Below are 13,738 nucleotides of genomic sequence, written 5' to 3'. Positions count from 1 at the left end.
GCGATCTTCGCGTGGGCGATGTCGCGGGCGACGACGAGCGGGCCGGTGAGCGACAGGCGCGTCTTCACCGGGTACTGCGACAGCTGCGCCCGGATCTCGTCCATCGGCCGGGTCAGGTCGACCTGCACGACCTCGCCGCCACTGATGTCCTCGGCCGTGCCGGCGTCGGGCATGTACTGCGCGGGGTCGGTCTCGAGCTGCTCGAGGAAGACGCCCTCGGGCGTGATCTTCGCCCGCGCCTGGCGGTCGGCCGAGCACGAGACCGCGATCGCCACCGGGCACGACGCGCCGTGACGCGGCAGGCGCACGACGCGGACGTCGTGGCAGAAGTACTTGCCGCCGAACTGGGCGCCGATGCCGAAGGACTGGGTGAGCTCGAAGACCTGCTGCTCGAGCTCGACGTCGCGGAACCCGTGCGCGCTCATCGAGCCTTCCGTGGGCAGCTCGTCGAGGTAGTGCGCGGAGGCGTACTTGGCCGTCTTGAGGGCGAACTCCGCCGACGTCCCGCCGATCACGACGGCCAGGTGGTACGGCGGGCAGGCCGCGGTGCCGAGGCTCTTGATCTTCTCGTCGAGGAACTCCAGGAGCCGTGTGGGGTTCAGGATCGCCTTCGTCTCCTGGAACAGGAAGGACTTGTTGGCCGAGCCGCCGCCCTTGGCCATGAAGAGGAACGAGTACTCCGGGGTGGGCTTGGTGCCGGGGGAGGAGTAGAGCTCGATCTGCGCCGGCAGGTTGGTGCCGGTGTTCTTCTCCTCGTAGGTGGTGAGGGGTGCGAGCTGGCTGTACCGCAAGTTGAGCTGCGTGTACGCGTCGTGCACACCGCGACTGATGGCCTCGGCGTCGTCGGCGCCCGTGAGCACGCCCTCGGACTTCTTGCCCATGACGATCGCGGTGCCGGTGTCCTGGCACATCGGCAGCACGCCGCCGGCGGAGATGTTGACGTTCTTCAGCAGGTCGAGCGCCACGAAGCGATCGTTGCCCGACGCCTCGGGATCGTCGATGATCTTCCGCAGCTGCGCGAGGTGCGCGGGCCGCAGGTAGTGGCTGATGTCGTGCATCGCCTCGGCCGTGAGCCGGCGCAGCGCCTCGGGCTCCACGTGCAGGAACGTGCGGGTGCTGCCGTCGGGGAGCACGACCTCGGAGGTCGAGACGCCCTCGGTCGTGACGAGGCGGTACGGGGTCTCGTCAGGACCCGTCGGGAGCAGGTCGGAGTACAGGAAGTCTGCGTCGGCCACGGGCAGACGATAGCGTCCGCGCTCAGCGCGCGCGGCCGGTCAGCACCCAGTAGTGCTCGGAGCGTCCCTGGAGGTCGACGGGGACGGCGACCGCCCGGACGTCGTCGAGCAGGGCCGCGAGCCGTGCGCGCAGGGGGGCAGAGTCGGCCATCGACCAGACGGCCAGGGTCCCGCCGGGCCGCAGCACGCGGGCGGCGTCGGCGAGACCGTCGGCCGCGTACACGGCGGCGTTCGTCTCGTGCACGAGGAAGTCGGGACCGTTGTCGACGTCGAGCAGGACGGCGTCCGTCTGGGCCGTGTAGCCGAGGCCGAGCCCGCCGACGAGCACCTCGCGGGCGCCGACGTCGAGCACGAGCTCGGCGAGCAGTCGTTCGCTGGACGTCTCGACGTCGTCCATGACGAACACGCCGTTGACCCGCAGCTCCGTGGCGCCGTCGGCCCGGACCCGCACCACGACCTCGGCTGCTTCGTCCACGCCCGCACCCTAGCGCCCGAGCTTCACCACGTTTCGGTACGTGATCGCCCGTTCCGGGCGGCGGCGAGGGCGATGACGTACCGAAACGTCGGGGGAGGGGCCTAGCGTCGGGTCATGGCACACACCCACCACGGCATCGACTACATCGAGATCCCTGCGCCCGACCTCGCCGCCGCGCAGCAGTTCTACGGTGACGCGTTCGGCTGGCGCTTCACCGACTACGGACCCGACTACGTCGGCATCCAGCGCGTCGAGGGGGAGGGCGAGGCGGGCGGGTTCGACCCCACCGGCACGCCGTCGACCACCGGTCCCCTCGTCCAGCTCTGGTCGGCCGACCTCGAGGCGACCCGCGACGCCGTCGTCGAGGCCGGCGGCACGGTCGTCGACGACGTGTTCGCGTTCCCCGGCGGCCGCCGCTTCCACTTCACCGATCCCGCCGGCAACCGGCTCGGTGTCTGGAGCGACGTCTAGTCCGCACGGTGTCCCGCGTCGGGGCCGTGGTCAGGCGTGCTGGGCGCGCTCGACGGTGCGGACGATCGCCTCGACGATCTGGTCGTAGAGCTGGCTCGGGAGGTCGTGGGCCATGCCCTCGATCTCGACGTGCTCGGAGCCCCGCAGCGCCGCGGCCGTCGCCTTCCCGCCGGACCGGTGGACCAGCGGGTCGCGCGTGCCGTGGATGACGGTGGCGGGGACGTCGAGCCTGGCGAGGTCGGCCGTGCGGTCGGGCTGGGTCAGGATCGCCATCACCTGGCGCGTCACCCCGCTCGCCGACCAGCCGCGGTCGTAGGTCTCGTAGGCGCGGTCGCGCGCGAACTCGGGGTCGGTCGGGTAGTCCGGCGACGCGATCATCTGGGTGCCTCGCAGCGAGCGCTCCACGTACTCGTCGCGCGTGTGGCCGGCCTTGCTGAGCAGGGCAGGCAGCAGCTTGGGGTTCTGGTAGCCGACGGTGCGCCGGCCCGTGGTCGACATGATCGACACGAGCGAGCGCACCCGCTCGGGGTGCGCCACCGCCATCGTCTGGGCGATCATGCCGCCCATCGAGACGCCCACGACGTGCGCGGCCTCGACGTCGAGGTGGTCGAGCAGCCCGAAGGCGTCGTCGGCGAGGTCGCCGATCGTGTACGGCGGCGTGGTGAGGCCCACCAGCGCCTTCGCGAGGTCGATCCGGCTCACGCGGTGCTGGCGCAGCTTGGTGGAGCGGCCGGTGTCGCGGTTGTCGTAGCGCACGACGAACAGCCCGTGCGCGACGAGCTGCTCGCAGAACGCGACGTCCCACCATCCCATCGGGCCGCCGAGGCCCATGACCAGCAGCACGGGAGGGTCGGCGGGGTCGCCGAACGTCTCGTAGCAGAGGTCGATGCCCGACGGCAGGTGCGCGAACTGTTCTCCGGAGCCGGCCATGCAGGTGATGGTACGAGGAGTCGGGGGCTGGGGCAGGCCGGACGAGACCGGATACGGTCGTCGACGTGGCCACGCCCGAGGAGATCGTCCGCTTCGACGACGTCGAGCCCCCGCCAGGTGCGTCGCCGTGGGTCGACGGGGCCGGGCCCGGACGCGACGTCGTCGTGGTCGAGCCCGACCCTGCCTGGACCGAGCAGGCTGCCCGGCTCGTCGACACCGTGGGGGCTGCGCTCGGCAGGACCGCCGTGAGCGTCGAGCACGTCGGGTCGACGTCGGTGCCGGGCCTCGCGGCCAAACCGCTGCTCGACCTCCTCCTCGTGGTGCCCGACCCCGACGACGAGGACGCCTACGTGCCGGCGCTGGAGTCGCAGGGCTTCCGGCTCGTGGTCCGTGAGCCGTGGTGGCAGGGCCACCGTCTGCTGCGCCACCACGACCCGCGCACCAACCTGCACGTCTTCCACGCGGACGGCGCGGAGGTCGCGCGCATGCGGATGTTCCGCGACTGGCTGCGCACCCACCCCGACGACCGCGACCTCTACGCCGACGCCAAGCGTGCCGCGTCGGCCGCAGCGAGCGACGCAGGCGAGCACGTCATGCAGTACAACGCCCGCAAGCAGGACGTGGTGCGCGCGATCCACGCCCGCATGTTCGCGGCGCACGGGTACCCCGTCTGACGCCGGCGCTCAGGCAGGTCTGCGGAACAGCGCGGTGAGCAGGAACGCCTCGCCGAAGCGACCCGTGCCCCGCTGCTCGCGCATGGGGCGGACCTCGACGGGCTCGAGGTCGTCGAAGATCCACCGCAGGTCGTCGGCGGTGAACGCGATCCCGCCCTCGAGCCCGCCGCGCAGGTAGAGCTGTTCGTCGGGCGCCCCCGTGCCCATGAAGCCGTCGTGGAAGCACACGACGCCGAACCAGCCGCCGGGAGCGAGCACGCGGTCGAGGAGGCGCCGGTAGGCGACGCGACGGTGGGGCGGCAGGTGGTGCAGGCAGCCGGAGTCGTACACGAGCTCGTAGGGCCCGGCGAGCACGTCGCCGACGCCGCCGAACGCGTCGCCCACGTGGTACCGCGGCGACGCGCTGGCGTGGTCCTCCTGCTCCCGCGCCCACGCGACCGCGGTCGCCGAGAGGTCGACGGCATCGACGGCGGCGCCGACGGACGTCAGGTAGCGGCTGTTGCGGCCCGTCCCGCAGCCGAGGTCGAGGGCGCGTCGGGGCCGCACCTCGCCCGCCTCGACCCAGGCGGCCAGGTTCTCGTCAGGGGCGTCGACGAAGAACGGCACGGGCCGGGACCGGTCGGTGTAGAAGTCGTCCCACCAGGCCGCGCCGGCGCCGTCGGTCCAGCGGTCGGCGGTCGACGTGAACAGGTCGTCCATGAGCGCGAGCACGTCGTCGACACTGCGCACGTGCCGCGCCCGTGGTCGCTCCTGCACCTCGACCCCCGACGTCGGCTCAGCGCTCGTAGTCGATGGCCGAGTAGGCCTTGAGCTTCGTCAGCTGGTGCTCGCTGGTGATCTTGCGGATCGTGCCGCTGCGCGAGCGCATCACGAGCGACTCGGTGAACGCCTTGCCCTTGGCGTAGCGGACGCCGTCGAGCAGCTCGCCGTCGGTGATGCCGGTGGCGACGAAGAAGCAGTCGTCGGCGACGACGAGGTCGTCGGTGAGCAGCACCCGGTCGAGGTCGTGCCCGGCGTCGATGGCGCGCTGGCGCTCGTCGTCGTCGGTGGGCGCGAGCCGACCCTGGATGACACCGCCGATCGCCTTGATGGCGCAGGCCGTGATGATCCCCTCGGGCGTGCCGCCCGTGCCGACGAGCAGGTCGACGCCGGTGTCGGGGCGCGCCGCGACGATGGCACCGGCCACGTCGCCGTCGCTGATGAACTTGATGCGCGCACCCGCGTCGCGGATCTCCTGCACCAGGGCGGCGTGGCGGGGCCGGTCGAGCACGCAGACGGTGACGTCGCTGTTGCTGATGCCCTTGGCCTTGGCGACGAGGGCGATGTTCTTGGACACCGGGAGGCGGATGTCGACCTGGTCGGCGGCCTCCGGGCCGGCCACCAGCTTCTCCATGTAGAAGACGGCCGACGGGTCGTACATGGACCCGCGGGGCGCGACGGCCATGACCGAGATCGCGTTGGGCATGCCCTTCGCGCACAGGGTCGTGCCGTCGATCGGGTCGACCGCCACGTCGCACTCGGCGCCGGAGCCGTCGCCGACCTGCTCGCCGTTGAACAGCATGGGCGCCTCGTCCTTCTCGCCCTCGCCGATGACGACGACGCCGTCCATGGTGACGGTGTTGATGAGGCTCCGCATCGCGTTGACGGCGACGCCGTCGGCGCCGTTCTTGTCGCCGCGCCCGACCCAGCGACCGGCGGCCATGGCACCGGCCTCCGTGACACGGACGAGGTCCAGGGCGAGGTTGCGGTCCGGGGCTTGGGCGGCGGGCTGCAGGCTTTCCACGCTCCGCACCCTACCGGCGTCGGCGCCGGTCAGAGGCCGTGCACCTGCACTTCGCTCGCCTTGACCACCAGGTGGACGCGTCGACCGGGCTCCAGGAGCAGGTCGGCGACGGCGTCGACCGTCACGTCGGCACTGACGACGTCGGTGCGCACGAGTGCTCGCCGACCACGCGGCTCGACGGCCGTGACCGTGGCCGGCCAGACGTTGCGGGGGCTGCCGGCGGGCGCCTCCAGGTGCACGGCGACGGCGGCCGGGTCGAGCACGGCCACCGCGGGCGCCCCGGCCGGGGGCGTGGAGCCGGAGGCGTGGACGACGAGTCCCTCGGGCGTGTGCAGGCCCGGTGACGTCGCCGTGCCGCGCAGCAGGTTGAGCCCGGCGAGCTCGGCGGCGAAGACGCTGCGCGGCTGCTCGAGCACGCGCTGGGTGGGGCCGACGTCGACGACGCGGCCGTGCTCGACGACGGCCAGCGTGTCGGTGAGCAGCAGGGCGTCCAGCACGTCGTGGGTGACGAGCACGGCGGTGCGGCCGGCGTCGCGACGTCGACGCAGCACCTGCGCGAGGATCGTTCGCAGCTGCGGGACGACGGCGGCGTCGAGCGCGGCCATCGGCTCGTCGAGCAGCAGCACGCCAGGATCGGGGGCGAGAGCGCGCGCGAGGGCCACCCGCGCTGCCTGCCCGCCCGACAGCGTGCCGGGCCGCCGGTCGGCGAGGTCGGTGCACCCGAGCTCGGTCAGCCGGTCGTGGGCGATCCTCTCCGCCTCGGCGCGCGAGGCCCCACGGCTGCGCGGCCCGAAGGCGACGTTCGCGACGACGTCGAGGTGGGGGAACAGCAGCGGCTCCTGCGCGAGCAGCCCGACCCCGCGTGCGTGCGGCGGTGTCCACCGACCCGTCGCGGTGTCCACGAGCACGCGACCGTCGACCTCGAGGCGCGCGTGCGGGGGTCGCAGCGTGCCGGCGAGCGCCGCGAGCACGGTCGACTTGCCTGCGCCGTTGGGTCCGACCAGCCCCAGCGTGCTGCCGGCGGCGACGTCGAGCGCGAGGTCGACGTCGCGCTCGGGCACCTGCACGCGCAGCGCGATGCTCATGAGCGACCCTCGCGGCCGCGCACGAGCACGATGACGAGCACGGCCACCACGACGAGCAGCAGGGAGAGCGCGACGGCGGCGTCGGGGTCGGTCTCGCGCTGCAGGTAGATCTCGAGCGGCAGCGTGCGGGTGACGCCCTGCAGGCTGCCCGCGAAGGTGATGGTGGCACCGAACTCCCCGAGCGCCCGCGCGAACGCGAGGACCGCGCCGGACACCAGGCCAGGGAGGACGAGCGGCAGGCTGACCCGGCGCAGCACGGTCGAGGGCCGGGCCCCGAGCGTGGCGGCGACGGTCTCGTAGCGGTGCCCGGCGGTGCGCAGGCTGCCCTCGAGGCTGATCACGAGGAAGGGCAGCGCCACGAACGTCTGGGCGAGGACCACGGCCGTGGTCGAGAACGCGACTTGCACGCCGAGCACCTGGAGGCTCGACCCGAGCAGGCCGCGGCGCCCGAAGGTCGCGAGCAGGGCGATGCCGCCGACGACGGGCGGCAGGACGAGGGGCAGCAGGACGAACGCGCGCAGCAGGGCCTGCCCCGGGAACCGGGTGCGGGCGAGCACGAACGCCATCGGCACGCCCAGCAGCACGCACAGCACGGTGGAGGCCGCGGCGGTGCGCAGGCTGAGCCACAGCGCCGCACGCGACGACTCCGACGTCAGCAGCGCTGGGAGGTCCGACCAGTCGACGCGGGTGAGCAGCGCGACGACGGGCACGACCACGAGCGCGGCACCGAGCGCCGCGGGCAGCCAGACCCACCGGGGGAGGTCCCCGGCCGTGCGCTGGGTGCGTCGGGCCCCCGTGCCCCGCTGCACGTCGGGCGCGAGCGGCGCGCCCCCAGGGCTCACGGTCGGGCGAAGCCGGCCGCGCGCAGCACCTTCTGGCCCTGCGAGCCGGTCACCAGCTCGACCCAGTCGCGGGCCAGGCTGGGCTGCTTGGCGTCCGAGAGCACCGCGATCGGGTAGGTGTTGACGACCTGTGAGGCCTGCGGCACGTCGACGGTCCGGACGTCGTCGCCGGCGCCCTTCGCGTCGGTCACGTAGACGAGCCCGGCGTCGGCCTCGCCCGACGTCACCTTCGTGAGCACGTCGGTGACCGACTGCTCCTCGCTGTCGGGCGCCAGCGTGACGCCGGCGGCGGTGGCGAGCTTCTGCGCGGCGCTGCCGCAGGGCACCTGCGGAGCGCAGACCACGACGTCGAGGTCGGGGTTCGCGAGGTCGTCGAGCGACGTGACGTCGCCCGGGTTGTCCGGAGGCGTGACGATCACGAGCGTGTTCGACGCGAAGTCCTGGGGGTCGCCGGCGACGAGGTCGTCGCCGACGAGCGTGTCCATGTTCTTCTCGTCGGCGGAGGCGAAGACGTCCGCGGGCGCGCCCTCGCTGATCTGCGAGACGAGGTCGGAGGAGCCGCCGAAGCTCAGCTGCACGGTGACGCCCTCGTTCGCGGCCTCGAACTCCTTCGCCAGCTCGGTGAAGGTGCCCTTGAGCGACGCCGCGGCGTAGACGACGAGCGTGCTGTCGACGTCGGCCCGCGGGTCGACGGCGTCGTCGTTGCCGCACGCGGCGAGGGGGAGCAGCAGGGCAGCGGCGGCTGCGGCGGTCGCGAGCCTCTTCATGACGGGACCTCCAGGGAGACGTTGGTGGACTTGACGGTCGCCCAGGCGACGCTGCCGGGCTCGAGCCCGAGCGCGTCGACGGACTCGCGGCTGACGAGGGAGACGACGCGGTACGGACCGCAGACCAGCTCGACCTGCGCCATCACCGTGTCGGTGGTGATACGGGTGACGATCCCGCGCAGCTGGTTGCGGGCGCTCGTGTGCTCGGGTCCGTGGTCGGGCGTGGCCGCGTGCTCGGCGGCGAGACGCGCCAGCTCGGTGCCCTCGATGCCCGCCCGGCCGTCGACGTCGACCGGGCTGAACCGACCCTGCTGCTGCCAGCGACGTAGGGTGTCATCGCTGACGCCGATCAATGCTGCGGCGTCGGAGAGCTTGTGCACGACCATGCTGCGGAGCGTAGCCGCACTCGCGGCGGCGTGCCGACGAACGGGCCGCGTCTGCGGCGAGATCACTTCCTGGAGGACGCATGGCCGGCTCGAGTCGCGGCAACCCGAAGCTCGGCGACATCATCCGGTCGGTCGGCGTGCTCGGTGTCGGCCTGCTCGTCGTCTGGGGGGTGGCGCACCTCTTCTACGGCAACGCGCCGAAGGAGCCGCAGGTGCCGGCGGTCGACTACGCGGCGGTGCTGCCCGGGGCCGAGCGCGAGACGGGCGCCGACCTGCTCGCGCCCACGTCGCTGCCCGAGGGCTGGAAGGTGACGTCGTCGCGGGTGCGTGAGGAGGTGTGGAGCCTCGGCACGCTGACCGACGACCAGCGCTTCATCGGCATCCAGCAGGCGCCGGGCGCCGAGGAGGCCACGGTCGAGGAGCTGGTGCCGGGCAGCGAGCGCGTCGCCGAGGTCGAGATCGGCGACCAGACGTGGACGCGCTGGTCGTCGCCCGACGACGAGACCACGTACTCGCGCGTGGTCCCGGGGCCGCGGGAGGACACGACCGCCGTCGTGACGAGCGACGTCGACCGGACGACGCTCGAGCGCTACGTCGCGTCGCTGTCCTGAGCCTCGTCGTCACCGCGGGCGGCGCGGTCGAGGCGCTCGCGCGCGCCGTCGAGCCAGCGCTGGCACACGGTGGCGAGCTGCTCGCCGCGCTCCCAGAGCGCGAGCGACTCCTCGAGGCCGACGCCGCCGGTTTCGAGGCGCTGCACCACGGACACCAGCTCCTCGCGAGCCTGCTCGTAGGAGAGGTCGAGGGTGGTGTCGGGCTCGGGCTCAGTCGGCATGCGGGGTCTCCTCGGTGCGGTCGGTCGTGACGTGGGCGCTGCCGTCGGCGAGGCGCACCACGAAGGCGGCGGGCACGTCGGCCACGGAGGTGAGCACGTGCCCGTCGGTGGTCTGCGCGACCGCGTAGCCGCGCTCGAGGGTGGCGAGCGGCGACAGCGCCCGCACGCGCGCGAGGTGGTGCCCGACGGTGTCGTGCTCACGGTCGAGCCGGTGCCGCAGGGCGCGGTCGGCGCGCTCGCGCAGGTGGGTGAGCGCGTCGTGCTGCGCGTCCACGAGCACGTGCGGCGCGGCGAGGACGGGGCGTGAGCGCAGCTGCGCCAGTCCGTGCGCCTCGCGGTCGACGAGGGCCGTGACCGCCCGCCGCAGCCGCGATCGCGCGTGGGCGATGCGGTCCTGCTCCTCGGCGGCGTCGGGGACCACGCGCTTGGCGGCGTCGGTGGGCGTGGAGGCGCGGACGTCGGCGACGAGGTCGAGCAGGGGCGTGTCCTGCTCGTGCCCGATGGCGCTGACCACGGGCACCCGGCAGGCGTGCACCGCGCGCACGAGCGACTCGTCGGAGAACGGCAGGAGGTCCTCCAGTGACCCTCCGCCGCGGGCGACGACGAGCACGTCGACCTGGGGCGCGAGCTCCTGCACGGCGGCGACGACGTCGCGCGCCGAGCCGGCCCCCTGCATGAGGGCGTGACGGACGACGAAGCGGACGCCCGGCCACCGCAGGCGCGCGTTCTCGAGCACGTCGCGCTCGGCGGCCGAGGCGCGTCCGGTGACCAGCCCGACGGTGCCGGGCAGGAACGGCAGCGGCTTCTTGAGCCGGACGTCGAAGAGCCCCTCGGCGGCGAGCAGCTGCTTGCGTCGCTCGAGCTGGGCGAGCAGCTCGCCCTCGCCGGCGGGTCGGATCTCGCGCACCTGCAGGGTGAGCGAGCCGTTCGGCTCGTAGAACTCCGGCCGCGCGTGCACGACCACCCGCGCGCCCTCGGTGACGGGCGCCGCGGACGCGTCGAGGACGGACACGTGGCAGGTGGCGCGGATCGAGAGGGTGGCCCGCAGGTCGCGGAGGACGAGGAAGCAGACGCCGGGCCGTCGGGTCAGCTGCGCCACCTCGGCCTCGACCCAGATCGCCCCCAGCCGCCCCACCCACTGCCCGATCAGCGTCGACACCTGCCGCAGGGGCGCGGGGGAGTCCGCCGTCGTGTCGAGCGCCATGCTCCTCAGCCTAGGAGGTGGGAGATTCCCAGGTCGCCCTGGGAATCTCCACCGGGCACGGTTTCCTCAGCGGAGCACGGAATGCTCTCCGTGCTCCGCTGAGATTTCCGTGCCTCGTCCGGGCGGTCGCCAGCGCGCGGGGGTCGCGCCGACGGGCTCGCGGTCTGTCGCCGGTCGGTACGATGCACCTATGACGACCCACGTGGACCTCGGCATGCCCCCCGTCGGTGGGAGCGTGCTCCTCGCCGACCCGCGCGGCTACTGCGCCGGCGTGGACCGCGCGGTCATCACCGTCGAGAAGGCGCTCGACCTCTACGGGGCGCCGGTGTACGTCCGCAAGCAGATCGTGCACAACAAGCACGTCGTCAACACGCTGGCCGAGCGCGGAGCGGTGTTCGTCGAGGAGCTCGACGAGGTGCCCGAGGGCGCCACGGTCGTGTTCTCCGCCCACGGCGTGTCGCCGATGGTGCACGAGCAGGCTGCCGAGCGCGGGCTGAAGACGATCGACGCCACGTGCCCGCTCGTCACCAAGGTCCACCACGAGGCGCGCCGCTTCGCCGCCGAGGACTACCGCATCCTGCTCATCGGGCACGCGGGTCACGAGGAGGTCGAGGGCACGGCGGGTGAGGCGCCCGAGCACATCACCCTCGTCGAGAGCCCGGACGACGTCGACGCCCTGGAGTTCCCCGAGGGCACCCGGCTGTCGTGGCTCTCGCAGACCACCTTGAGCGTCGACGAGACCATGGAGACGGTCCGCCGGCTGCGCGAGAAGTTCCCGCAGCTGGAGGACCCGCCGTCCGACGACATCTGCTACGCCACCCAGAACCGCCAGGTCGCGGTCAAGGAGATCGCGAAGGACGCCGACCTCGTCATCGTCGTCGGGTCCTCGAACTCCTCGAACTCGGTGCGCCTGGTCGAGGTCGCGCTCGAGGCGGGCGCGTCGGCGTCCTACCGCATCGACGACGTCAGCGAGCTCCAGGAGGAGTGGCTCGACGGTGTCGAGACCGTCGGCGTGACGTCGGGAGCCTCGGTGCCCGACGACCTGGTCCAGGACGTCCTCACCTACCTCGCCGAGCACGGCCACCCCGACGCGGCCGCCGTGCGCACCGCCGACGAGACCCTCACCTTCGCCCTCCCGCCCGAGCTGCGCCGCGACATGAAGGCCGCCGGCAAGGTCTGAGACCGACGTGGTGGGCGGATGAGCAGACGGACCAGCACGGCCGCCCTGCTCCTCGCCGGCGACGAGGAGTACTGGCGGGCGTCCGGATGGCACCGCGGCGACGCGCCGGTCCGGTGGGGCTCGGTGTCGAAGGTCCTGACGGCCGGGTTGGCCCACGCGATGGTCGAGCGCGGCACGTGGGCCTGGGACACGAGGGTCGAGGAGGTGCTCGACTCGACGTCGCCGATCACCGTGGCCGAGCTCGTCCGGCATCGGTCGGGTGTATAAGAGACAGGTACTCCAACCTCGGCTACGCGGTGCTGACGCGGATGCTGAAGGAGGTCGGCGGACCGTGGCTGGAGCAGGTGCGGAGCACGCTCGTCGAGCCGGCCGGTCTCGACCCGACCGCGTTCGACGTCGCCCGGAGGACCGGTGAGCGTGACGACGTCGTCGAGGCGCTGAGCATCTGGGGCCGCCCCCTCGACGAGTGGGTGATCGGCGACGGCCCGTTCGTCGGGGCGGCGGGTCTCGTGGCCACCCTCGACGACATGGCGGCGCTCGTGCGGGCCTCGGCCGACGGCGGCCTGCTCGATCCCTCTCGGCAGCCCCACGCATGGCGGGTGGACGACGGCCTGGCCGTCCACCACGGCGCTCTCATGCGCTGCGGTGCGGTGGTGGCGTGGCGTCCCGCCACAGGGATCGTGGGGGTGGCCAGCGCCGTCGGCGGACGGGCGGCCTTCGCCGACCGAAGGGCGGCGGACGTGCTGGACCAGCTGGCGTCCGCAGCGGCGTCTGAGGAGGGGGAGATGTCATGAGCGAGCACCGCATGGCCTGGCTGGTGACCACCGACGACGCGGTGGCGGTCGGCGACCCGTGGCGCGATCACGTGCTGCTCACGACCGAGGGGCTCGTGCACCGACGGCTCGACGTCGATGCCGCGGCGATGGTCGACGAGGCGACGTGGTCGTGGGCCGACGTCACCGACCTGCTCGTGTCCGCGCCGACGAGTCGCACGTCGAAGCCCGGACTCTGGGCCTTTCTCAGGGCTGCGGCAGCTGAGGCCACAGGTTGGGGCAGCACCCTGTCGTCGGTCGAGGTGGCGGCACGCATCGTTCATGCCGATGGCACCGATGCGCTGCTGCTCCTCGACGGCCACACCGGGAGCGGGTACCTCGCCGAGGACCAGGAGGAGGCGCGCGCCATGCTGCGGCGCGTGCTGGAGGACCCCGGCACTATCCCGCAGATTCGGAACCTCATCGCCCATCCTGACGCGTGAGATGGGCGATGAGGTTCCGAAACGGGGCTAGCGGCGGTCGGGTCGCACCACCAGCGCGGTGCCGCCACCGCGACGTTGCGGCTCGGCGACGGCGGTGAGGCGGCCGCGGCGGTCCTGCTCGATCGCGGCCACCGCGCCGATCTCGGCCTGCGAGGTGAACGCGTCGCCCGACGGCGTCAGCTGCTGGCCGAAGGGGGCGAGCAGGCCGCCGTACTGCTCGATGAAGGCCGGCTCGGCCGGCGTGACGGCCGCGTTGCGCTGCGACGCGCGTGGCGCGGCGACGGCCTGCGGCAACGTCATGCCGAGGTCGATGCGGTTGAGCAGCACCTGCAGCACCGTCGTGATGATGGTGGCACCACCGGGCGAGCCGACCACGTACTTCACCCGACCGCGGTCGAGCACGATCGTCGGCGACATCGACGAGCGCGGCCGCTTGCCGGGCTCGATCCGGTTCGGGTCCTTCGGGTCGTACACGGCCGTGAAGTCGGTGAGCTCGTTGTTGAGCAGGAACCCGCGCCCCGGCACCGTGATCGCCGAGCCGCCGGTCTGCTCGATGGTCAACGTGTAGGACGCGGCGTTGCCCCAGCGGTCGACGACCGAGAGGTGGGTGGTGGAGATG

The 13,738-nt window shown here is 72.9% G+C and carries 19 protein-coding genes; 7 read left to right on the top strand and 12 right to left on the bottom strand.

What is annotated here, in order from left to right:
- Together A6Q79_RS08075 and A6Q79_RS08070 are read right to left on the bottom strand one after the other, a co-directional pair.
- Positions 1-1,235 (bottom strand): fumarate hydratase (locus A6Q79_RS08075; RefSeq protein ID WP_317697637.1); only part of this gene is annotated, 1,235 nt, incomplete at its 3' end.
- 22 nt (positions 1,236-1,257) lie between these two features.
- Positions 1,258-1,710 carry a hypothetical protein gene (locus A6Q79_RS08070; protein WP_317697634.1) on the bottom strand — a complete coding sequence of 151 codons (453 nt, stop codon included), beginning with the start codon at positions 1,708-1,710 and terminating at the stop codon, positions 1,258-1,260.
- A 114-nt stretch (positions 1,711-1,824) separates the two neighbouring features.
- On the opposite strand from A6Q79_RS08070, the gene A6Q79_RS08065 reads away from it, so the two are divergent.
- Positions 1,825-2,181 carry a VOC family protein gene (locus A6Q79_RS08065; RefSeq protein WP_067859348.1) on the top strand — a complete coding sequence of 119 codons (357 nt, stop codon included), beginning with the start codon at positions 1,825-1,827 and terminating at the stop codon, positions 2,179-2,181.
- Positions 2,182-2,211: 30 nt separating this feature from the next.
- On the opposite strand, the gene A6Q79_RS08060 is transcribed toward A6Q79_RS08065, so the two are convergent.
- Complete coding sequence (locus A6Q79_RS08060) at positions 2,212-3,111, bottom strand: alpha/beta fold hydrolase (protein WP_067859345.1); 900 nt, start codon at positions 3,109-3,111, stop codon at positions 2,212-2,214.
- A gap of 65 nt (positions 3,112-3,176) precedes the next feature.
- Between A6Q79_RS08060 and A6Q79_RS08055 the strand changes: the two genes are divergently transcribed.
- Entirely contained in the window at positions 3,177-3,785 is a 609-nt protein-coding gene (locus A6Q79_RS08055; RefSeq protein WP_286690095.1) for a GrpB family protein, read from the top strand.
- A 9-nt stretch (positions 3,786-3,794) separates the two neighbouring features.
- On the opposite strand, the gene A6Q79_RS08050 is transcribed toward A6Q79_RS08055, so the two are convergent.
- Genes A6Q79_RS08050 through A6Q79_RS08025 form a run of 6 tightly spaced genes read right to left on the bottom strand, consistent with a single transcriptional unit; the run spans position 3,795 to position 8,648 of the window.
- Positions 3,795-4,514 carry a class I SAM-dependent methyltransferase gene (locus A6Q79_RS08050; RefSeq protein ID WP_286690096.1) on the bottom strand — a complete coding sequence of 240 codons (720 nt, stop codon included), beginning with the start codon at positions 4,512-4,514 and terminating at the stop codon, positions 3,795-3,797.
- 46 nt (positions 4,515-4,560) lie between these two features.
- Complete coding sequence (glpX, locus tag A6Q79_RS08045; protein ID WP_144433772.1) at positions 4,561-5,568, bottom strand: class II fructose-bisphosphatase; 1,008 nt, start codon at positions 5,566-5,568, stop codon at positions 4,561-4,563.
- Between the two features lie 29 nt (positions 5,569-5,597).
- Positions 5,598-6,653: a sulfate/molybdate ABC transporter ATP-binding protein gene (locus tag A6Q79_RS08040; protein WP_286690097.1), complete on the bottom strand. Its 1,056-nt coding sequence runs from the start codon at positions 6,651-6,653 to the stop codon at positions 5,598-5,600.
- Positions 6,650-7,495 (bottom strand): ABC transporter permease, encoded by an 846-nt coding sequence (locus tag A6Q79_RS08035; protein ID WP_317697627.1) that lies wholly within the window; start codon positions 7,493-7,495, stop codon positions 6,650-6,652. The genes A6Q79_RS08040 and A6Q79_RS08035 overlap by 4 nt, the downstream gene beginning before the upstream one ends.
- Complete coding sequence (gene modA / locus A6Q79_RS08030) at positions 7,492-8,262, bottom strand: molybdate ABC transporter substrate-binding protein (RefSeq protein WP_286690098.1); 771 nt, start codon at positions 8,260-8,262, stop codon at positions 7,492-7,494. Before modA ends, A6Q79_RS08035 begins: the two co-directional genes overlap by 4 nt.
- On the bottom strand, positions 8,259-8,648 hold the full coding sequence (locus A6Q79_RS08025) for a molybdopterin-binding protein (RefSeq protein WP_286690099.1): 390 nt from the start codon (positions 8,646-8,648) through the stop codon (positions 8,259-8,261). The genes modA and A6Q79_RS08025 overlap by 4 nt, the downstream gene beginning before the upstream one ends.
- Before the next feature lie 80 nt (positions 8,649-8,728).
- Between A6Q79_RS08025 and A6Q79_RS08020 the strand changes: the two genes are divergently transcribed.
- Positions 8,729-9,259, top strand: a complete 531-nt coding sequence (locus tag A6Q79_RS08020) for a DUF4245 domain-containing protein (protein WP_286690100.1) — start codon at positions 8,729-8,731, stop codon at positions 9,257-9,259.
- Here the strand turns inward: A6Q79_RS08020 and A6Q79_RS08015 are convergent.
- Together A6Q79_RS08015 and xseA are read right to left on the bottom strand one after the other, a co-directional pair.
- Positions 9,238-9,480 carry an exodeoxyribonuclease VII small subunit gene (locus A6Q79_RS08015; RefSeq protein ID WP_067859329.1) on the bottom strand — a complete coding sequence of 81 codons (243 nt, stop codon included), beginning with the start codon at positions 9,478-9,480 and terminating at the stop codon, positions 9,238-9,240. The two genes, A6Q79_RS08020 and A6Q79_RS08015, sit on opposite strands and share 22 nt — an antisense overlap.
- Positions 9,470-10,684: an exodeoxyribonuclease VII large subunit gene (xseA, locus tag A6Q79_RS08010; protein ID WP_286690101.1), complete on the bottom strand. Its 1,215-nt coding sequence runs from the start codon at positions 10,682-10,684 to the stop codon at positions 9,470-9,472. Before xseA ends, A6Q79_RS08015 begins: the two co-directional genes overlap by 11 nt.
- Positions 10,685-10,874: 190 nt before the next feature.
- Between xseA and A6Q79_RS08005 the strand changes: the two genes are divergently transcribed.
- From A6Q79_RS08005 to A6Q79_RS07990, 4 genes are read left to right on the top strand one after another with little or no spacing between them, the layout of a single operon-like run.
- The gene (locus A6Q79_RS08005; RefSeq protein WP_067859325.1) at positions 10,875-11,864 is read left to right on the top strand and encodes a 4-hydroxy-3-methylbut-2-enyl diphosphate reductase; all 990 of its coding nucleotides are present in this window, start codon (positions 10,875-10,877) and stop codon (positions 11,862-11,864) included.
- 18 nt (positions 11,865-11,882) lie between these two features.
- Positions 11,883-12,131 carry a serine hydrolase domain-containing protein gene (locus tag A6Q79_RS08000; RefSeq protein ID WP_317697617.1) on the top strand — a complete coding sequence of 83 codons (249 nt, stop codon included), beginning with the start codon at positions 11,883-11,885 and terminating at the stop codon, positions 12,129-12,131.
- Positions 12,041-12,658: a serine hydrolase gene (locus A6Q79_RS07995; protein WP_317697614.1), complete on the top strand. Its 618-nt coding sequence runs from the start codon at positions 12,041-12,043 to the stop codon at positions 12,656-12,658. The genes A6Q79_RS08000 and A6Q79_RS07995 overlap by 91 nt, the downstream gene beginning before the upstream one ends.
- Positions 12,655-13,119, top strand: coding sequence for a hypothetical protein (locus tag A6Q79_RS07990; RefSeq protein ID WP_286690102.1), 465 nt, complete (start codon positions 12,655-12,657; stop codon positions 13,117-13,119). The genes A6Q79_RS07995 and A6Q79_RS07990 overlap by 4 nt, the downstream gene beginning before the upstream one ends.
- A 27-nt stretch (positions 13,120-13,146) precedes the next feature.
- On the opposite strand, the gene A6Q79_RS07985 is transcribed toward A6Q79_RS07990, so the two are convergent.
- Positions 13,147-13,738: gamma-glutamyltransferase (locus A6Q79_RS07985; RefSeq protein ID WP_317697609.1), on the bottom strand; the 592-nt coding region annotated here is incomplete at its 5' end.

The sequence above is a fragment of the Aeromicrobium sp. REDSEA-S32_B7 genome (genome assembly GCF_001626145.1).
Lineage (GTDB): Bacteria > Actinomycetota > Actinomycetes > Propionibacteriales > Nocardioidaceae > Aeromicrobium > Aeromicrobium erythreum.
Note: the sequence above shows the minus strand (reverse complement) of the source record. Positions and strands in the feature narration are given on the sequence as shown.

What these genes read in the sequence shown, in the direction of transcription:
- A6Q79_RS08065 (WP_067859348.1), top strand. Translation starts at nt 1,825, where the DNA reads ATGGCACACACCCACCACGGCATCGACTACATCGAGATCCCTGCGCCC.
- A6Q79_RS08005 (WP_067859325.1), top strand. Translation starts at nt 10,875, where the DNA reads ATGACGACCCACGTGGACCTCGGCATGCCCCCCGTCGGTGGGAGCGTG.
- xseA (WP_286690101.1), bottom strand. Translation starts at nt 10,684, where the DNA reads ATGGCGCTCGACACGACGGCGGACTCCCCCGCGCCCCTGCGGCAGGTG.
- A6Q79_RS08060 (WP_067859345.1), bottom strand. Translation starts at nt 3,111, where the DNA reads ATGGCCGGCTCCGGAGAACAGTTCGCGCACCTGCCGTCGGGCATCGAC.
- A6Q79_RS08020 (WP_286690100.1), top strand. Translation starts at nt 8,729, where the DNA reads ATGGCCGGCTCGAGTCGCGGCAACCCGAAGCTCGGCGACATCATCCGG.
- A6Q79_RS08025 (WP_286690099.1), bottom strand. Translation starts at nt 8,648, where the DNA reads ATGGTCGTGCACAAGCTCTCCGACGCCGCAGCATTGATCGGCGTCAGC.
- modA (WP_286690098.1), bottom strand. Translation starts at nt 8,262, where the DNA reads ATGAAGAGGCTCGCGACCGCCGCAGCCGCCGCTGCCCTGCTGCTCCCC.
- A6Q79_RS08000 (WP_317697617.1), top strand. Translation starts at nt 11,883, where the DNA reads ATGAGCAGACGGACCAGCACGGCCGCCCTGCTCCTCGCCGGCGACGAG.
- A6Q79_RS08015 (WP_067859329.1), bottom strand. Translation starts at nt 9,480, where the DNA reads ATGCCGACTGAGCCCGAGCCCGACACCACCCTCGACCTCTCCTACGAG.
- A6Q79_RS07990 (WP_286690102.1), top strand. Translation starts at nt 12,655, where the DNA reads ATGAGCGAGCACCGCATGGCCTGGCTGGTGACCACCGACGACGCGGTG.
- A6Q79_RS08040 (WP_286690097.1), bottom strand. Translation starts at nt 6,653, where the DNA reads ATGAGCATCGCGCTGCGCGTGCAGGTGCCCGAGCGCGACGTCGACCTC.